Source organism: Levilactobacillus cerevisiae (genome assembly GCF_003946245.1).
Classification (GTDB): Bacteria; Bacillota; Bacilli; order Lactobacillales; family Lactobacillaceae; genus Levilactobacillus; species Levilactobacillus cerevisiae.
Genome location: NZ_RHNN01000008.1, coordinates 87,926 through 107,593 on the forward strand (window position 1 = coordinate 87,926; position 19,668 = coordinate 107,593).

Here is a 19,668-nt window from a genome sequence, read left to right on the forward strand (position 1 = left end):
CATAACAATTAGAAAACAAAAAATTCGCTTCCCCGCAAAGTTGAGGAAGCGAATCTTTTTTGCTAGTCGCAAAGTTATTTAGTCCTTAACCTGAATCCGGAACATGTTCCAGGATAGCGGTTGGAGGGTGGTCCGCAAGGTATTATCAGTCAGAGAAACGTGATCATTCGCGTGAATGGCCATGGCCTGATCCTCATTCGTTTGCTTGATATCATAGCCGCAGAATTGCGTGGCTTCAATGATAGCTTGCGCAGAGAACTCGCGCAGTTCAGTACTGAAGTCCAACGACTCCTCGCCTTTGTTCTCGGCAAAGACAACGATTTCGTGATGGGCTTCGTTGTAAACAGCCAGACTATCTAGGTAAGGCACGTCCTTGAAGTCCTTACTATCATAGGTATCAGCTGTTTTCTTGGGTGTCAGCGCAATGCCGCGACCGTACTTGGAAACCTGCATGAACGGGAAGAAGATGGACTGCAGCCAGATGCCCTTGTCGTCGGTCATAATCGGTGCGATGACGTTGACCAGCTGGGCTAGACAAGCGATTTTTACCCGGTCGGCATGCTTCAGCAGTGTAATGAGCATGGTTCCAACCATCAGCGCGTCCTCGAAGTTGTAGTGGTCTTCTAGCAAGTGTGGTGCATTTTGCCAGGGGGCGGTCTCGTCATCCTGTTTGTGGGAATGGTACCAGACGTTCCATTCATCCAGCGCGAGGTTCAGCGTCTTGTCACTATGCTTGCGGGCTTTCACGGCATCACAGACGGCAACGATGCCACTGATAAATTCATCAAAGTCGATGGATTTTGCCAAAAAGTTGTGGAGATCATTTTCTTCGTTATCATAGTAGCGGTGAAGGGAGAGGTATTGCACATCGTCATAGGTGTGATCGAGGACGGTTTCCTCCCAGCTGCCAAACGTGGCCATTTCCCGCGTGGAACTGCCGCTGACGACGAGATCCAAATCAGGATCGACTAACCGCATAACTTTGGCAGTCTCGTGGGCCAATTTACCATATTCCTCGGCGTCCTTATGACCGATCTGCCAGTCGCCGTCCATTTCGTTGCCCAAACACCAAGTCTTGATGTTAAAGGGTTCCTTGGCGCCGTTCTTCTGTCGTAAGTCGCTCCAGTAAGTACCACCAGGATAGTTGCAGTACTCAACCAGATTACGGGCAGCGTCAATACCACGGCTGCCCAGGTTGACGGCCATATCGGGGCGCGTGCCAGTCTGCTTGGTCCATTTCATAAACTCATGAAGGCCAAATTGATTGGTTTCGATACTCCGCCAGGCTAAATCCAGGCGAGTGGGGCGTTGGTTCTTAGGCCCGATACCGTCCTCCCAGTTGTAGCCAGAGACAAAGTTGCCACCAGGGTAACGAATCAAGTCGATGTTTAGGTCCTTCACAGCTTGGACAACATCCTGACGAAAGCCATTCTCATCGGACTGTGGGTGACCTGGATTGTACAGGCCATCGTAAACGGCACGACCGAGGTGTTCAATCAGTGCACTGAAAACGCGATCGTCAATCTTTGAAATTTGATTGGTGGGGTCAACGGTTAGTTTCCCTTTCATAGTTGTTTTCCTCCTAAATAGACGGTATTTAACCAAATAAAGAGGGGCAACCAAGTGGCTACCCCTCTCATTTAAAACTTAGTGACCTAGCCGAGAATCATCATTCCTGACTATTCGTGGCCGTTTCGGGTTTCACATCGGCATCAGTAGCTTCAACTTCACCAGCTTGGACAGGGTCTTCCTTCTTTAACATGAAGGCAGCGAACAAGGTGATCAAGAAGACGACAACACCCATGATAACGTAGGTGTGTTGGTAACCAATCTTGTCGTACATAGTCCCAGCAACAGTTGAGAATATGAAGACGGAAATCTGCTTAGCAAAGTTCGACGCTAGCGCGTAAACCGTGGCGTACAAACGAATATCGAAGGCACCAGCGATGTACTTCATAATAGAAGTTAACAGCAATGGCATTTCAAGACCAGCCAACAGACGGAAGCCAACGATCCAAATCCAGTTAGGGGATAAAGCAGACCCTAAGATCCGGATACAAGTTAAGAACCCATAGATAATCAAACCGTTACGTGAACCAATCTTGTTGATGATCCAAGGCATAGGGAACATCAGGCAGAATTCAATAGCAGTTTGTGCAGAACTCATGTATGAGTAAACCAGAGTCCCTTGAGCGGCGGTATCAAAGAAAGTCTTGAAGAAGATGATAAATTGTTGGTCAAAGACATCGAATAAGGCAGAAGCACCCATGTAGAAGATAGCCAAAACCCAAAGGTTCTTGATTTTGAACACGGACAGCACAGTCTTCATGTCCAATGAGTCGGAAGTATCACCGGCAGCTGAGGCATTGTCCAAATCAACTTTGTCAGAGAAAATTAATAAACCAGTTAAAATAATTGCAGCAATGGTACATGCCCAGAAGATTGAGTTTGGCTTCCAGAGGAATACTCGACCGGCAACTAATGAAGCAACAACCCCGGCAACGGAACCACCAACCCGTGAGTGGGCGTATTCGAAGCCGTTAGCTAAACTAGCACGTTGAACGTATTGTTCAATAACGGAAACACCACCGTTTAAGATAAAACTGAGGAAAGTCCCAGTGACAATCGCAACTAATACGGTGTTAATGTGCAGCAGTGGCATGAAGGCCCATTGGAAGTAAGGTCCAATGAAAATCCCAACGATAGAAATGGTTAAGATCAAGGTCTTCTTGAAGAGTAACTTATCGGAAACAACCCCGAAGACTGGTTGGAAGATTAAGGAAATCCCAGCCATCATGGAGAAAATCAGACCAGATTCAGTTCCGTTTAAGTGAGCAACTTGTTCCAACCAAAGGGTTAAATACCCGTTGACGACGGCCCAGATAAAGAAGTAACTAAAGTGGGAGAATGGGAAGCCCCAGAAATGTTTTGATTCAGTTTTTGCGTTATCCATTATTTATTTCGCCCCTATTTGTAATTATATGGAACTGGCTTACCAAAGTTAGGCGTGCCATCATCATTCCAAGTGAATGGTTGAACCATTGTGTGACGGTTGGGATCGTACAGTGGATCACCCTTGATATCTGTGTAGTTCCGGCAATGGTAAACCAAGATATCAGTCTGATCATCCTCGGCAACCGTAAATGAGTTGTGACCTGGACCAAATTGTTGAATTGGCATGTTGCTTTGGAAGACGGGCTTCTTGGACTTGGTCCAGTTGGCTGGGTCTAACAAGTCAGCATCTTCAGGAACACTCAGCATCCCCATCGCGTAGTTTTCGTCAGTTGCACTGGCGGAATATGTTAGGAAGAAGCGGCCATTCCGGTGAATGACGGCTGGTCCTTCGTTCACCCAGAAAATCTTTGTCTCCCAGTCGAATTCAGGCTTCGTCAGCATAACTGGCTTCGTCTTTAACGTCCAAGGATTTTCCATTTCTGAAATGTAGATGTTGGAGTTCCCTTTGATTGCGGGATCCTTTTGAGCCCAAACGTAGTATAACTTGTCTTGAGCTTCAAAGACTGTGGCGTCCAAAGCGAAGGTATCCATTGGCGTTTCTACCCGGCCATGTTCGATCCAGTCGGATTCATCACGCATGGGATCTGGATTATCACATTCGATGCAGTACATCCGGTGTTGGAACATACCATTGTGGTCAAATTCCTTGGTGTGGGAAGCGGCGAAGTAGATGAACCACTTACCATCAATGTAGTGAAGTTCTGGTGCCCAAATGAGTTGGCTCATGGCACCGCTACCATCTGGATGCTTGCGCCAAATGGTGCGGGGTGCAGCATTTGCCAAGCCGTTTAAAGTTTTTGCCCGGCGAATTTCAATTAAGTTGTAGGCAGGAACCGAAGCAGTGAAGTAGTAGTAACCATCAGTGTGCTTGTAAATGTAGGGATCTGCTCGTTGAACAATGAGTGGGTTGACGTAATCCTGTGCTTGTACCATTAAATCAATCTCTCCTTTGATGAATAATTTGTAAGGACCTAAAATTGCTATTTCCAATAAATCCTAATAAATAAGTACATATGAAATATACAACCGGATGAAAACGCTGTCAACCTCTTTTGTTAATCTTTCTACAAAAAGGTTTGTTTTTTTTACTTGAATTAACTATAATACTAATTGTTAGCGGATACATTGGCTGAACGTCTTGAATTAATTAACCTTTAAGTTAATGTAAAACGATTACATAGTTTGTGAATTGAGGAGCGTTATCATGCAATTAGATTTGACAGAAACATCGTTACCCGTCTATGAAGCACTGGCCAGTCCGGTTAGATTACAGATTATTCAATTGTTATCCGGTCAACCGATGAGTGTTCAGAATTTAGCGGAGCATTTAGGACTCAGCAGTGCAATCATCACGAAGCACCTACGAAAATTAGAAACGGCCGGCTTGATCCAGAGCAAGCGGGTGGGGCATCAGAAAATTTCTTCCCTACATGTGGATACAATTGAGGTGAAGTTTCCTCAGGCAATCTATCCGGACTTCAAAGTTCACCAAACAACCATTCCGGTTGGCCATTACACGGAGTACTCGGTTCATCCTTCGTGTGGGCTAGCTGGCCCCGATGGTTACATCGGCAAGGTCGACAATCCCAAATTCTTTATGTTTCCTGAACGGATGAATGCGGGGATGATTTGGTTTAACGATGGCTACGTCGAATACCGGACGCCTAACTTTTTACAAACGGGGGAGCACTTGGAGATGCTCGACCTGTCAATGGAGTTGGGATCAGAATTTCCCTTCTCCAACAACACCTGGCCGTCTGATATTACTTTTTCCATTAATGGCAAAGAGATAGGCACGTGGCGTAGCCCAGGTGACTTCTCTGATATTCGGGGAAAGTACACGCCGGACTGGGTTCCAGACAACGTAAATCAGTACGGTATCTTAAAGATTCTGCGGGTAACCGATCATGGCACGTACCTCGATGGGCAGCCATTTACCGACGTTTGTTTAAAAGATTTACCAGCCGACAAAGAGACTTGGACAATCCGTTTTGAGGTTAAACCGGATGCGAAAAAGTCCGGTGGCTGTACGATATTTGGACAAGGATTTGGGAATCACGACCAGAATATTGAGCTGTCTGCTTTTTACAGTTAGTTGTCTAATGAATTTTACTTTCCGCAAAATTTATTTGTAACCGATGCCAAAAACCGGTAGAATAGGTGCATTGATGAGGTGCTAACATGGAAAATAAATATCAGAAAGTCAAAGATGGTTTAAAGGAAGATATCATCTCGGGTAAGTATCAGGTGGATGAAAAGCTACCGACCGAGTCTGAGTTAATGAAGCAATATTCAGTTAGCCGCTACACAGTGCGCCGGGCAGTGGGGGATTTAGAAAGTGATCACTTCATTTACCGGATTCAAGGTGGCGGAATGTTCGTTCAAGACTGGCACAAGGACTGGTCGACACCGACGGATACGAAGCTGATTGGGGTAATTACCACGCACATTGCCGACTACATATTTCCGAATATTATTTCGGGAATCGATCAGGTCGTGTCCAAAGCGGGTTACTCGATTTTAATCAGTAATACCCACAACATGCACGACAAGGAACGTAAGAGCCTGATCAACATGTTGGACAGCAAGGTCGCTGGCCTGATCATTGAGCCAACGCAGAGTGCCTTACCCAATCCCAATGAGGACTTATACCAGGAAATTAAGGACGATGAACTCCCAACGCTGTTCATTAACGCACATTATCCCCAGCTGGCATTTCCGTACGTGGACACGGACGATCTGACAGCTGAACAGAACATGATGCGTTACCTCTTCGATCTCGGCCACAAGAGTATCCTGGGGATTTTCCAGGTCGATGACATTCAAGGTGTCTACCGGATGAATGGGTTTGTGCGCGCCTACCAGGAGCACCCTGAATATTCCTACCTAAGCAACATTATCATGTACCAATCTGGAGAAACTTCTGACAAGATTTATGAACGCATCAATGGTTACCTCCAGCAAACAGAGGCGCCAACCGCCATCGTGTGCTACAACGATCAGCTGGCGATTCACGTGATTGACTACCTGAAGTCTAAGGGCGTACGGGTACCGGAAGATATCTCGGTGACTGGGTTCGACAACTACCAGATTGGCGAGTACTTCACGCCGTCCTTAACGACCATGAACCACGAAAAGGAACGGATGGGAGCCGACGCGGCAGAGACCATCATTAAATTATTAAATCATGACAAGGTTGATAACATCACGTATCAGCCAGAAATTGTTAAACGTAATTCTGCAGTGCGGCCTAGTAGCACTGATTAAGGTAGTCTCTGACCACATACTTGCGTAGCAAAAAACGGTGACAACTAACCCTCTGAGGTCGGTTGCCACCGCTTTTGCTAGTGGAAGTTAATGGTTACTTAAGCGTTCTCCTTAGCTTGTGCGTGGCGTTCAGCTAAGTCTTCGGTAACGATTGGTTCGTGACGTTCCCATTTCCGGTAAACGACCATCAGAATTAAACTGATGGCGTAGATGATCACGGGAACCCAGATGAAGGTGAAACTGATGGCACTCATGGTGCTAGCGGATTGTGCGGCTTTGGCAGCTGTGAATCCGAAGGCGGCCATGATCTTAGCAGCGATAAAGGAACCGATCCCAGCACCCATTTGGATACAGAAGGAGGCTCCCATCGCGGTTAAGAGGCCATTGGCCCGAATACCACTCTTCCATTCACCAAAGTCAACGGTATCACCCACCATGGCGAAGAACATGGTGCAGGCGGAACCAGAACCGATACATGCTAAGATCCAGCCGATTAAAGTGGAGGTAACGTTAGCACCAGCCAGGCCAATCCAGACTTGGCCGACCATGGTCAAGGCCAACATGAAGACAGTAGTTCCCCATTTGTGGAGGAATTTAACGAACAGTGGCACGGAAGCCATCCCAATAATTTGAATAATGGAGAAACCATTGAAGAAGGAGATTAAGGATTTGTCGCTCAAATTGTATTGGAAGTAGTAAGGTAACGCAGCGTTCCGTGCAGAGTAGGCGGTCCAATAAATCAGGTTGGCAGCGACGATAATCATCCACGGCCAGTTACCCTTGGTAGCCTTGAAACTCTCTTTGATCGTGATAATTTCGTCACTCTCGATGTTCTTTTCCCGCATGTCCAAGAAACCAATAATCAGGAAAATGAAGGCAATGACGGCGTAAATACCAACGGCGATCGACCAACCACGTTGATCATTGCCCTTACCTACGGCGCTGGCCAAAGGCATGATGAAGGTGACCGCAAAGAAGTTACCGACGTTCCCCAGGACTAACCGAATAGAGTTGGCGGACATCCGGTCGTCAGAGTTAGACGTTAAGTTAGGCAAGACGGACGTAATAGGGGTCGACATCGCCGTGTAAGAGAGTTCGGCTAAGATGTACATTGCCCCGGCGTAAATGATTTTTGCCGTGCTACTCAGGGCAGGCGTCGTGAACAGTAACCAAACGAAGATGGCAAATGGGAGGGACATCCACAGGAACCAAGGACGACTCTTACCGTATTTACTGTGGGTATGGTCAACTAAGACCCCCATGACTGGCGCACCGATGGCGTCGATTACCCGGCCCAGCAAGAGCAAAGAGCCGGCAGTCCCGACGCCCAAGCCGAAGACGTTGGTGAAGAAGTAAAGCATGTAAGAACCGATGATACAGTACAGCAGGTTCCCGGACATGTCCGTGAAACCATACGTGATTTTCCGGTGTAAGGGTAGCCGGTCGTTCTTAAGAAGTGCCTGTGCGGCGGCAACGTTATGATCTGTTTGTTCCGTATTTGAACTCATTAGTTAAATCCTCACTTTCAATTTACCTTGATGTGTGCCTACTGTCAGTCTTACCAGCAGTGCGTCGGGGTTATCCACCTAGCGCTTTGTTCGTGCCTTGCTATCGTGAGACAGGCTCATATAGATCAGGAGCAAGAGGACAGCTGCGCCACCAATCGTCCACAGATTATTTGCAATCTTGTGGTCCGCAACCTGCCATGCCAAATAAATCATGATCAGTTGAAGTCCCCATGAGATGAAGGATTGACCTGCAAACATTTTGGTTAAATATTTCATTCTTATCGCCTCCGTGAACAGAATTGGGTAGAGCCGTTGCTCCAGCTAAAGAGTCGGCAGACTAATGACTAGGCAACGCAACAGTTGTGATGTTAAGCATTTTCCTTTGATAGCCAAACACGCATTTGACCATCTTCGCGATTGGCCCAAGCATAGTAGGGTACCAAGGTAAGCGAAGTGGGTTGCCAAGTGGTTGGCTGATAATTTGAGTAGAGTGCATCCGTTTGCGGTGTTTGGCGAACAGCAGCCTGCGCCGTGATTTCACCCACACCATTTAAAATATTTGCATTGAAGTGGTATTGCAGGTTAGCATCTGCGGCCAAACGGTAGTTCCAGAGGTTTTCTGGGTTATCGGCCTGTTCAACACAGTAGACCATGGGGCCGCGTTGAATGGCGACCTTGCCAGCATCCTCAGCAACGGCAGTATTGGCCTGAAGCTCGCGAATGCTAAAGTCCAGTGTTAAGTCAACGGTTAAGTCACCGGTAACATCGAGGTAAATGAATCCTTGATTTACGGGAAGCGTTTGGCTAGAGCCATTGACCTGTACCGTGAAATCGGACCGGGACCAACTAGGAATCCGAATACCCAACGTTGTTTGAACTTTGTTGGGGTTTGTCACAGCGTAGTGAATGTGGTTGTCCCAAGGAAAGTTGCTAGTCTGTTCAATCTCAAGTCCTTGGTCAAACGTCGCCTTATTGGCAATAAATTGATGCGTTAAGATGGCTTTATCAGTGACCGTGTAAACGTATTGGTCAATGGATGATACTAACCGCGCAATATTACTTGGGCAGCAGGCGCAGCCAAACCAGTCTTGACGTTGACTCATGATATGGGCCTTGGACGGGTTCTGCTGAAATTTAGGATCGGCTGTGAGGGGGTTAACGTAGAAGAAATGCTTGCCGTCTAAAGAAATCCCACTCAGGGCACCGTTGAACAATTCCTTTTCAATGATGTCACCATATTCACCCTTGGCTTCGTTTTGTAGCATCTGCTTGGCAAAGAACGTCAAGCCGACTGAGGCACAGGTTTCGGCATACATCGTTTCATTCGGCAGGTCGTAGTCGTACGTGAAGGCTTCCCCTACGTTCGTTGAGCCAATCCCACCAGTGACGTACATCCGGCGATGAACAATGCTGTCCCAAAGTCGTTCACAGGCGGCTAGAAGGTCTTTGTCACCGGTTAGCCGGGCGACGTGAGCCATTCCCGTGCAGAGGTAAACGACCCGGACGGCATGACCCTTGGCGTCCTTTTGTGTCAGTAAGGGTTGATCAACCTGATAGTAGGTGTGGGTCACACCGTGCATGTTGGGGATGATATCGTTATCGAAACCATCTGCTTCAAGCTGACGGTCATAAAATTCAGGATCAACGCCCCGGTTTACTAAGAAGTAATGGGCGAGGTCGAGGTACCGTTGCTCATGGGTAACTTCAAACAATTTGGCTAAGGCCAATTCAATTTCGGGATGACCGTCGGCAGCATGAATCTTCCCGTCTGCCGGGCCGAAGTTAGCATCAATACAGTCAGCCATCTTAATCGCAATGGTCAGCGCTTTTTCGTTGCCAGTAGCCTGATGGTAGGCGACACCAGCTTCAATGTAGTGGCCCATGGTGTAGAGCTCGTGGCTCTGTTGCAGTCGTTTGAACCGACGTTTGGGGGCATCAATTTGGAAGAAAGTGGACAGGTACCCATCGTCTTCTTGAGCGTCCGCAATCAAATCAATCAGGTTATCGGTAATCTGTTTTAAATCGGGATTGGGCTGGTAGCTAAATGAGTATGAAGCCGCTTCCAACCACTTGTAAACGTCTGTGTCTTGGAACGGAAAACCAAAGTGGTGACCGGTCATTTGTCCCGCAGCAATTTTTAAATTAGCAACGGCGTGACTGTTCTTTGAATCAGGGTTTTCGCCACCTTTTTCATCGGTGATGTTGATATCTGCTTCGTCGTTCATGACCGCCCACTGGTAGGGAAGAACTTCTTTCACAATCAGTTGGCGATAGGTGTTCCAAAAGTCAGACGTGATGGTCACTTTAGGCGTGGCCGTGGATAGAGTCGATGCAGTCAAAATAAAATCTCCTTTCAAATAACACTAGCTAATATGGACGTATTGGCTGGGATGTTCGGCCGCTCTCACCGCAGGGAAAAACGGTGAGAGGAGAGCGCCTGGCAGACTGGTGTCAGGCGACGATAAACGGAAAATAATGGCAATTTATGATATAATGACATGTAATATCCAGAGCCCAAAAAATCGTTAAGTAGCTCAAAGCCATTAAGGACGGGAGTGGCAGTCGACGGTTAGTTCACGTGCAGAACCTCGCTTTCTAAAATATGATAATTTGTCTGAACAACTATTATTGTAAACGGTACCAATTGGAAAGGTAGCCACTAACCTGTGAAAAAGGTGGCAATTTCCGACACGGGGTGAAAACGATGAAGTTAATGCAAATCACGTTGAAGCAGCCGGTCTGGTTCTACAAGGCCGGTGAGTTCAGTGCAGATCAACCGGGATGGCGCCACAAACGAATGTACCATGAACATGACTTTGAAATTATTTTTTGCTTGCGGGGTCATTTTGATGTGAGTTTAAACGGGAAACCGCACCGAATTCATGCGAATGAATGCTGGATAATTCCACCGCACACCACGGTTGCTGGGACCCAAGACACCACGACTGCGGTGGACTTCTTTTGGGTACACTTTTTCTGTGACTGGCGATGGGTGGACCTACCGGATGTGCATTTGCGCAAGCTGATTCAGCAACGGGCAGACCATGAGCCAACCCATGACCTCGAATGTCAGGTTAATTTACCCCTCTGCTTTAAGGTGGAGAATCGCCAAGAAGTCTTGCTACAGTTCAATCAATTACTGGATTACACGAATCGGTATCACTACACGGATTACGGCAATCACTTAATTGCTCAGCTGACCTTAATCACGTTGGGGGATGCTTACCTAAAGCATTTGGTTGAAGCAACCGGCAACGTCCGTCCCAAGACCACCCGGATGGTGGAATGGATCCGGGCGAACTTCTCAGCCGACTTAACCGTTGCGACGATTGCCCAGCATTTTGAAATGAGTCCGGATTATCTGACGAAGCTATTCAAGCAAGAACAAGGGAAGAATTTACGCAATTACTTAATGGATATGAAAATTGAGGTGGCCAAACTGCTTCTGATGCGGACCAATTTACCCATCTCAACCATTGCCACGACGGCTTATTTTCACGACGATAAAAATTTTATGAAGCTTTTCAAAAAGAAAACGAAAATGACGGCGGGCCAGTATCGAAGCAGTTATGGCAATACGCATTTGAACAATCCAGAAATTGATCCCAGTATTCCAATCCCACAAGATATCAGTGCTTTACTGGATCGCGAGGAAAATGAAAGCTCTGTGAAAAATTAGTAAAGTGTTAGATTTTATAAACACGGTGTTGCCAATCAGATTGGCAATACCGTGTTTTCGTTTTAAAGTAGGGATAAATAAAGGCGACGACCTGGGCGTTGTGCTTGTATTTGCTATTTTATTGAGCTATTTTGAAACCGATTACACCACATGGATACGCCCGGAATGATTTACGACCGTTTTTATAAATTTGCTTCAAGGAGGAATTTCTTGTGAAAAGCCAAGTTGCAACTGCCGTCAAATCAGACGCCAAAGTGCCGTTCCACAGAATGCTAGCTTTTGCTAGTACGGATGCGGCAGGGAACTTACTCTATACGACGGTTACCACGTTTATTCTCTATTACTACACGGACGTGTTCGGCCTGTCTGTTGCTGCTGCCGGGACCGTGTTACTGGCAGCCCGGATTTTAGATGCCTTTGATGCGCCGGTCTGGGGCTTCATCATCGACCACACGCATACCCGTTGGGGGCAGAGTCGTCCGTACTTCTTGTGGATGGCCTTCCCGTTTGCCATCTTCTTCGTCCTCATGTTTATGAGTCCAAATCTGAGTGCCAACGGTAAATTCTGGTGGGCGATGATTACATACCTGGTCTTCGGGATTTCCTACACCGGGGTCGGTACGCCAATCAGTTCCATTCTGCCTAACTTGAGTAATGATTCGGACGAACGAATCAAGTTGAACAGTGTCCGGATGATTGGGGGGAACATTGGGTTCCTGATTACCGCGACCTTCACGTTGAGTTTTGTCGCGTTCTTTGGCGGTGGTAATGATGTCGCTGGTTGGCGGAACACGGCCATTGTCTTGGCTGTTGCTGGTTTTGCACTGTTGATGTTTGCCTTCTTTGATACACGAGAAGTGAACACCGCTTCCCAGAAGTCGATTCCAATCATGGACAGTATCCGCGCTGCTAAGAGTAACTGGCCTTGGTTCATCCTGGTCATTGCGTTTATCTTCTACTGGTTGGGCAACTCTTCACGGACATCCGTGTTGGTTTACTACACCCAATACAACTTAGGTGTCAAAGGTTTTGCGTCAATCTTGAACGCTTTAGTCATGTTCCAAATGGTCGGGATGGTCTTAATTCCATTCTTAGTTAAGAAATTCACAAAAACGCACGTCTTGATGTTTGGTCTCTGCTTAGCAGCGTTTGGTCAAATCTTGATCTTCTTCACCGGCAAGTCTCTGATTGGTTTAGGGGTTGCCTGGAGTATTGCTTCAGTTGGTACTGGGATTTCCGTTTCCATGCCATTTGCCATGTTATCCGATACGGTTGATTATGGGGAATGGAAGAACGGTATCCGGGCCAGTGGCTTCTTAACGGCCATTGGGAGTTCATTTGCCATCAAGATGGGTTCTGGCTTAGGTGGCTGGGCACCATCCATGATTTTAGCAAATGCCGGGTATAAAGCTGGTGCGACGCAAACGGCCGCATCACTGAGTGCCATTAAATTCTGTATCAGTTTCCTACCAGCTATTTTCTTCGTAATCGGCGCAGCAATTATGATTTTCTACGCCCGTTACGAAAAGAAGGAAACCGGAATCAGAGCCGACCTTGCTGAAAAGCGTGGCGACTTAGCTGAAGATTAACTTATTAGACACAGTACATTTGGTTGCGTGTGGAGAATATGTGTTACTGCTTAGCAATCGGAAAAAATTGAGCTTTAGACAATGGAAGGGCTGGCAGATTTTGTCAGTCCTTCCGTGGTATTCTGGTGGTAAAGATATTGGAGGTGAGTGGATGGCACAACCGGCTTATATTTCTATTTCATGTTTGCCATTGCCGACGTTCATTGAAGGGGGGTACGCGACCTTTCATGCCGGCGACCATCATCCGAACCGTAATAATTTACAGTATTTTATTCTGATGTTTATGGTCAAGGGGAAACTCTACATTTCTGAGGATGATACGGATTACACGATTTTGCCCGGAGAAATGTTTGTCTTGTTGCCCATGCACCACCACTATTCTTGGCGTGCTATCTCCGAGGATACCGGTTACTACTGGCTACACTTTTATGTGTCGGGTCGCTGGGAACAGCAGCCAACACTAGAGCCGATGCGCTCGGCGATTAAGGTGCCCACACTGCATCACTATACGCCAACGGAAACGCTATATTTAGCCAAGCACACCCAACTGCGGCACCTGCCACGGTTAGAACAGATGACCGAGCAAATTTTTAAGAATAGTTCAGCTACCGAAGAATACGGCTTCTGGCAAGCACAACAGTTATTTATTGATGTGTTGCAGGAGGTTCAGGTGCAATCACAGGCTGAGTCGGCCATGGTCCAATTGTCAGCTCGGATCCAGCGTTATTTGCGGGATCACTTTGATGAAAAAATCACGAATACGACGCTCAGTCAGGTCTTTCACTTTCATCCGAACTATTTGATTCGAACCCTGAAGGCTACGACCGGACTGACGCCAACCGAATATCTGCGACAGTATCGCATGGAAGAGGCTAGTAAACGCCTATTGAACACGAACATGTTGGAGACGGAAATCGCTGAGGCCATTGGGTTTCAGAATATTTATTATTTTTCGACGGTCTTCAAGCAGTACACGGGTTTGTCACCCAGTCAGTATCGACGGGAAAATACGCGTCGAATTAAAACGGACAAGGAGGGGCTGAAATAATGGAATCAGCACAGTTTAAACTAGATGTTAATGCACGGGGAGCCGTGATTAACCTGCAAAATACCCAAGATTCCCATGGCATGAACTGGGTCGTGGATCCGGCCTATTTAGAACAGGTGGGTTATCAGGACGAGGATAAACTCTTTGGTGAATTCACGTTGACGGTTGGGAGACACACCTATCAGAGTATTACCGTGACACCAACGGTTAGCGTAGCAGCCAACCAAACCACGGTTACGTACCCGATAGCGGGACTCACGGTGGTTGAAACCTATCGTCTTGAGGCAGAAAAGGTTCGCTGGCAGATTACCGTGCAAAACCCGACAAATGCTGCAGTGACGCTCAGCCATCTAGGTGTCTGGGCTTCCCTAGCTTACGTCATGTTCCGGGATAAAAATGTTCACCGCAACATGGCCGATTCTACCGCCGTTTTCCCAAGCATTTCGGCTAGTTTCACCAAGCTAGCTGGTGTACGACGGGATAACCAGGGGCCGAATCTTGGACTGTACCAGACCGCTGGAACTACGCAATCCGTGGGGACTTACAACGAGTGGACCAATCGTTTCTTTGAGAATGTCTCGCCGTCATTGGATGGACTCCTATTTCATCAATTGGAATTAGCGGGCGGGTATCGACCAGGTGAAGCACCGAAAAATGACTGGATCTATCCACATGACAACGTGACGCTGGCCGCTGGTGGGCAACAAGCGTGGGGCTTCGTGCTCCAACCGTTTACGACGCAAGCTGACTTTCAACAAGTGGCGGTTGCCAATGGCCATCCGTTAGTTCGTTACGACCCCCTGCTGACAGCGGGAGAAACGACGGCCATCCAGCTGACATTGCCATCGCCACTGGATCGGTTGGTCTTGGAATATCAGGTTGACGGTCAGTTGCATCAAGACGATGTCACAGTGGACTTTGCCGGCAACACGTTACGAACCGCTGTCCAGGGGGCAGGGGAACATTGTCTCCGAATCTACCTGAAAGATGGTCGCAGTGACCTCGTCGTCTTCAATGTGATGGCAGCGGTGCGAGAATTGATTGAAACTCGTGTCGATTGGCTGACGGAGAACGCATACAATGGCAAGCGGCAAGAACCTTACGACGCATTTACGCCAATCTCGAATCAGGGTGAATCGTTGGGAAAGCTCAGCTTGATTCTGCAAACCAATCTCCTACATCAAACGGATAAGACACGGCAACAGGTGCAGGCTGTAGAAGCCAGCGCAGTCAACTACGTTAAGCCGAAGTGGTTTGCTGACGGTGACTTTTTCAAGCCGGTTAACCTGTACGGCGATTTCTATCGCGACATGGACTTTGAGTATATCGGGCACGTGTACTACTTGCTGGCGCAATTCGATGCAGATGTGCTCCAGCTACATGCGCCGGCAACCTATTTAAAATGGGCCGCACAGGTCTTTAACATGCGCGTTAACGCTGATCTCCACACGTCACAACGGGGGAAGGAAGAGGCGCACACGTTGGGGGTTTACTTCCTGTACATCAATGATTTGTTGACTGCGCTAAAGGAAAATGGCTTAACAGCGGAATACAAGCAGATCAAGCAGTGTTGGGAAGATGCCACGGCCAGAGTCGCGGCGCACAGTAGTGAGTATCAGGCTGCCATTACGGAACACTTCTACGACAATGCAGGATTTGGTCCAGCAACGGGCGCGCTGGCAAACGCTGGTTACGTCGCGCAAGCTCGGCTCTATGCGGAACTGTTGAAAGCTAACATTGGTTTTAGCAATGATTTCCGGAGCCAGGCACCAGATCGGTGGTGGGAGGCCCAGTCCTACATGATTCATTCCTTGTGGGGCGGCATTACCGCTGCTTCCGCGTTGAACGCCTATGAGGTGCTGGATGATACGGATTTGCTGCTGGCTTCATACCGGGCATTTGTCGGTGTCCTCTACATGTACGATAGTCACGCCACGACGCCTACGAATCAGTTGGCACCAGGTGAAGCAGCCTCGACTTACAGTATTGCGGGACCTAATTTGAACCGGCCAGATCTGTCGCGGAATCGTTTTGGTCAGTCAACCTTTGCCAAGGATGGCGGCATCTACACACGGCTCTTCCCGGATGGTGATACCGGTCAAGCCGACTGGGATATGGGTGAAGAGCTGGCCGCTTACCTGACGGGTTTTGGCCAGAATGCCTACCTGTACGAGCAAGCGGATGGTGAATTAGCAGTCGTGAATGGCAAATTAGAACGATTGTCACCCACACAATATCGCGTGACCAACGCTGCACCGTACCCACATGCTGTGAAATTTATCCATCAGCACAAAGAGGTGGTTACCACGGCGACTCAGGTTATTTATGATCTTAACCAGGGCTTTTTGCCAGCTGAAGTCGAAGAATAGACACTGGTAAGCTGGTCTTAGAGTCAGTTTGGATATGGATGTCACACAAAAAACTCGTCTCCATAATTTGGGGACGAGTTTTTTGTATAGTTTGGAAAATCTGCGGGCTATTTCTACCGGTTCAATGAAGCTGGTTTGGGGATAGTGGGATCGACCTGCGGATTGTTCAGGTAAGTTTTGTCATAAGAATTACGGAATTTTGAAGGCGTAATGCCGGTCTGCTGTTTGAAAACGCGTAGGAAATACTTCTCATCACGAAAACTTAGTTCGAGAGCAATCTGCTTGATGGTGGCATCGGTTGTTAAGAGGAGCTCCTGTGCTTGGGCAATCTTGACCCGGTTGATGAATTGAACGGGCGTTACCTGATGACGTTCACGAAAAATTTGGGCCAGATAGGTGGGCGTGATGTGAAAATTTTCGGATACCCGTTGGACGGTTAGTGGTTCGTGACTGTGAATGCGAATCCAGTTTTTAATCAACTCGAAGCGGGTTGAAGGGACAGTCGATTGCTGTTTCTGGCTGAGTGATAGGTATTGATTGGCCAGTTCAATTAAGATAGCAGAAATCAGGTAGTTGCTAGTGATTTCCAAGGTGGCTGAGCGATTTGCGCTATCCAATAATTGGCGCATCAACAGGGCAAAGCGTTCAAAATTTTCTAGTTTGAATATTTGCGGGAGGTAGGCGACAGGCTCATGCATATCTGGTACGGGGAAATTATCAAGTGGAACATTCGCTTGCGAATAGAAGTGCATCCAGTAATAGTCTGTTCCGGCGGGTGAACCTTGGTAGCCTACGTGTCTGACAGCGGGTGGAATCAAAAGGCATTCATGGGGCCCAACAACAAATTTATCGGCACCAATTTGAATGTAGGCAGCTCCTTTGAGGACGACGAATAATTCATAGTCACCGTGATTGATGATATCTTTGTGCTGCCAACCCGTGTCTGCCAGATATTGGCCGGCTTTATAAAAGATCGCTGGCTGGGATAGATTGAATTTGTACACTTTATTGGTCATTTTGCCCACCTCGAGTTTCGTTTTGTCCACGTTGTTCTTTATTTTATCAGTTTTAACTTCTGTTGAAAAGCCGTAAAATCGGTTTTGTAATCGGTTACATAGGAATCGAAAGGAAGTCATCGAATGATTTATGAAGAGGAAAATGCCCTCCATTTACGTCAAGGACATGAGACTTTGACCGTTGAAGCGTGGGGGAAGAACAGTTTTCGGGTTAGGAGCACACGGTATCCAGATTATACGGGCAATAGAAATGCGTTAACCATGGCGGTTAGAGCAACTCGGGCGACCGTTACTGTAGCTGCCGACGCCCAGACTGGGCAAATCACTAACGGAAAATTAACTGCTAAGATTGATGCTTACCATAATTTGAGCTTTTTCAATCAAAAGAATCAAGAGTTACTTCGCGGGTACCAACGGAACCGGGTTGACGAAATGACGACCGAGGTCGATCAGAGCAAGGTGAATCACTTTAATAGTGCGCTTAATATTGATTCCCGGGAGTTCAAGTCTCACTTGGGTGGGGACTTTGAATTAAAGGTGAGATTTGAAGCCTATGCTGACGAAAAAATATTTGGAATGGGTCAGTATCAACAAGATTTTCTAGATTTGAAGAACGCTAAATTAGAATTGGCACACCGCAACTCGCAAGCAAGTGTCCCATTTATGATTTCTAATCGTGGATATGGTTTTCTCTGGAATAACCCGGCTATTGGGGATGTTGATTTCGCCAAGAACTTAACAGAATGGCATGCGTTGTCGACTAAGGAAATGGATTTTTGGATTACTTGCGGCGATGAACCCAGTGAGATTGAAAAGCAATATGCAGCTGTAACTGGAACGGTGCCGATGATGCCTGATTACGGTCTCGGTTACTGGCAATGCAAGTTACGTTATCGCACGCAAGAAGAATTATTGACGGCGGCCCGTGAATTTAAGCGGCGGCAATTACCTATTAGCGTGATTGTCATCGACTATTTTCACTGGCCTAAGTCGGGAGAATATACCTTTGATCCGGCATACTGGCCGAATCCGCAAGAAATGATTGATGAGCTGCATGCAATGGGCATCAAACTGATGGTTTCTGTCTGGCCAACGGTGGATGAAACTAGCAGTCATTATGCTGAAATGGCCGAGAAAGGTTATCTAGTTCAAGCAGAACGAGGGGTACCCATTGCCATGAATTTCTTGGGAAATAATGGCTTTGTAGACTTTACCAATCCCAAAGCCCAACGCTATTTGTGGCAATTGCTCAAGAAAAATTATGCGGACAAGGGGGTGGATCTCTTCTGGTTGGACGAGGCTGAGCCGGAATACACCGTATATGATTTTGATAATTATCGGTACTACGCGGGCAGCAATCTGCAAGTCGGCAATCAGTATCCTGTGGACTACTCGAAGGCAATTTTTGATGGAATGCAGGCGAGTGGTCAGCAAAAGATCGTTAATCTCGTGCGGTGTGCTTGGGCAGGGAGTCAACGGTATGGTGCCCTAGTTTGGTCCGGGGATATTGATTCAAGCTTCCAGTCCTTACGTAACCAACTTGCAATTGGTTTAAATATGGCCATTGCTGGAATTCCATGGTGGACTACTGATATTGGGGGATTCCACGGTGGTGTGGATGATGATCCTAAATTCCGGGAGTTAGTGACCCGGTGGTTCCAGTTTGCAACGTTCTGTCCAGTAATGCGGATGCACGGCGACCGCGAACCCCATACGGCACCGTTAAGTCAAGTTGGTGGCGGGAAGATGCCATCTGGGGGTGCGACTGAACCGTGGGCTTATGGTGAACAGACGTACGGCATTATGAAGAAGTATCTGCAACTCCGCGAGAACCTGAAGGATTACTTGCGTGTGCAAATGCAAGCCGCACATGAATCGGGGACACCGGTCATTCGACCACTATTTTACGATTTTTCGACGGACTCTGTGGCATGGAAAGTTGAAAATCAGTTCATGTTAGGACCAGACATTTTGGTGGCACCTGTCCTGTATGAAGCGGCCAGTTCAAGAAAGGTGTACTTACCCGCGGGAGAAGAGTGGGTGAACGTTTATACAGCAGAAACGTTACCTGGTGGCCAAACGGTTCAGGCAGAAACGCCATTGGCACAATTACCGGTATTTGTCCGCCAGTCGGCTTATCAAGGCCTAGAGAAAGCCTTTCTTGTTATTCGATAGGG

14 protein-coding genes are annotated in these 19,668 nt (G+C 47.4%); 7 read left to right on the forward strand and 7 right to left on the reverse strand.

The window, feature by feature from the left end; genetic code table 11:
- Nucleotides 1-78: 78 nt before the first annotated feature.
- The 3 genes from arfA to EKM99_RS05215 form a co-directional block, all read right to left on the reverse strand.
- A complete protein-coding gene (arfA, locus tag EKM99_RS05205; RefSeq protein WP_125581580.1) occupies nt 79-1,569 on the reverse strand; it encodes an arabinosylfuranosidase ArfA in 1,491 nt (496 codons plus the stop codon).
- 100 nt (nt 1,570-1,669) lie between these two features.
- Nucleotides 1,670-2,953 carry an oligosaccharide MFS transporter gene (locus tag EKM99_RS05210; protein ID WP_125581582.1) on the reverse strand — a complete coding sequence of 428 codons (1,284 nt, stop codon included), beginning with the start codon at nt 2,951-2,953 and terminating at the stop codon, nt 1,670-1,672.
- Between the two features lie 14 nt (nt 2,954-2,967).
- Nucleotides 2,968-3,948 carry a glycoside hydrolase family 43 protein gene (locus tag EKM99_RS05215; protein ID WP_125581584.1) on the reverse strand — a complete coding sequence of 327 codons (981 nt, stop codon included), beginning with the start codon at nt 3,946-3,948 and terminating at the stop codon, nt 2,968-2,970.
- 271 nt (nt 3,949-4,219) lie between these two features.
- On the opposite strand from EKM99_RS05215, the gene EKM99_RS05220 reads away from it, so the two are divergent.
- Both EKM99_RS05220 and EKM99_RS05225 read left to right on the forward strand, forming a co-directional pair.
- Nucleotides 4,220-5,110 (forward strand): ArsR/SmtB family transcription factor, encoded by an 891-nt coding sequence (locus EKM99_RS05220; protein WP_125581586.1) that lies wholly within the window; start codon nt 4,220-4,222, stop codon nt 5,108-5,110.
- 86 nt (nt 5,111-5,196) lie between these two features.
- Nucleotides 5,197-6,282 (forward strand): GntR family transcriptional regulator, encoded by a 1,086-nt coding sequence (locus EKM99_RS05225; RefSeq protein WP_125581588.1) that lies wholly within the window; start codon nt 5,197-5,199, stop codon nt 6,280-6,282.
- 98 nt (nt 6,283-6,380) lie between these two features.
- Here EKM99_RS05225 and EKM99_RS05230 read toward each other — a convergent pair whose 3' ends face one another.
- The 3 genes from EKM99_RS05230 to EKM99_RS05240 all read right to left on the reverse strand — a co-directional run bounded on the left by EKM99_RS05230 (nt 6,381) and on the right by EKM99_RS05240 (nt 10,129).
- On the reverse strand, nt 6,381-7,790 hold the full coding sequence (locus EKM99_RS05230) for an MFS transporter (protein ID WP_125581589.1): 1,410 nt from the start codon (nt 7,788-7,790) through the stop codon (nt 6,381-6,383).
- Nucleotides 7,791-7,868: 78 nt separating this feature from the next.
- Nucleotides 7,869-8,066, reverse strand: coding sequence for a hypothetical protein (locus EKM99_RS05235; protein WP_125581591.1), 198 nt, complete (start codon nt 8,064-8,066; stop codon nt 7,869-7,871).
- Between the two features lie 92 nt (nt 8,067-8,158).
- Nucleotides 8,159-10,129, reverse strand: coding sequence for a glycoside hydrolase family 127 protein (locus EKM99_RS05240; protein ID WP_125581593.1), 1,971 nt, complete (start codon nt 10,127-10,129; stop codon nt 8,159-8,161).
- A gap of 365 nt (nt 10,130-10,494) precedes the next feature.
- On the opposite strand from EKM99_RS05240, the gene EKM99_RS05245 reads away from it, so the two are divergent.
- From EKM99_RS05245 to EKM99_RS05260, 4 genes are all read left to right on the forward strand, one after another.
- Nucleotides 10,495-11,469, forward strand: coding sequence for a helix-turn-helix transcriptional regulator (locus EKM99_RS05245; RefSeq protein WP_125581595.1), 975 nt, complete (start codon nt 10,495-10,497; stop codon nt 11,467-11,469).
- Nucleotides 11,470-11,738: 269 nt separating this feature from the next.
- Nucleotides 11,739-13,058 (forward strand): glycoside-pentoside-hexuronide (GPH):cation symporter, encoded by a 1,320-nt coding sequence (locus EKM99_RS05250; protein ID WP_191983299.1) that lies wholly within the window; start codon nt 11,739-11,741, stop codon nt 13,056-13,058.
- A gap of 151 nt (nt 13,059-13,209) precedes the next feature.
- Nucleotides 13,210-14,106 (forward strand): helix-turn-helix domain-containing protein, encoded by an 897-nt coding sequence (locus EKM99_RS05255; protein WP_125581599.1) that lies wholly within the window; start codon nt 13,210-13,212, stop codon nt 14,104-14,106.
- The gene (locus tag EKM99_RS05260; RefSeq protein ID WP_125581601.1) at nt 14,106-16,475 is read left to right on the forward strand and encodes a hypothetical protein; all 2,370 of its coding nucleotides are present in this window, start codon (nt 14,106-14,108) and stop codon (nt 16,473-16,475) included. Before EKM99_RS05255 ends, EKM99_RS05260 begins: the two co-directional genes overlap by 1 nt.
- Before the next feature lie 113 nt (nt 16,476-16,588).
- On the opposite strand, the gene EKM99_RS05265 is transcribed toward EKM99_RS05260, so the two are convergent.
- Nucleotides 16,589-17,644 carry a helix-turn-helix domain-containing protein gene (locus tag EKM99_RS05265; RefSeq protein ID WP_225419788.1) on the reverse strand — a complete coding sequence of 352 codons (1,056 nt, stop codon included), beginning with the start codon at nt 17,642-17,644 and terminating at the stop codon, nt 16,589-16,591.
- On the opposite strand from EKM99_RS05265, the gene EKM99_RS05270 reads away from it, so the two are divergent.
- Nucleotides 17,615-19,666 carry a glycoside hydrolase family 31 protein gene (locus EKM99_RS05270; protein WP_125581603.1) on the forward strand — a complete coding sequence of 684 codons (2,052 nt, stop codon included), beginning with the start codon at nt 17,615-17,617 and terminating at the stop codon, nt 19,664-19,666. The genes EKM99_RS05265 and EKM99_RS05270 overlap by 30 nt on opposite strands.
- The last annotated feature ends 2 nt before the right edge of the window (nt 19,667-19,668 follow it).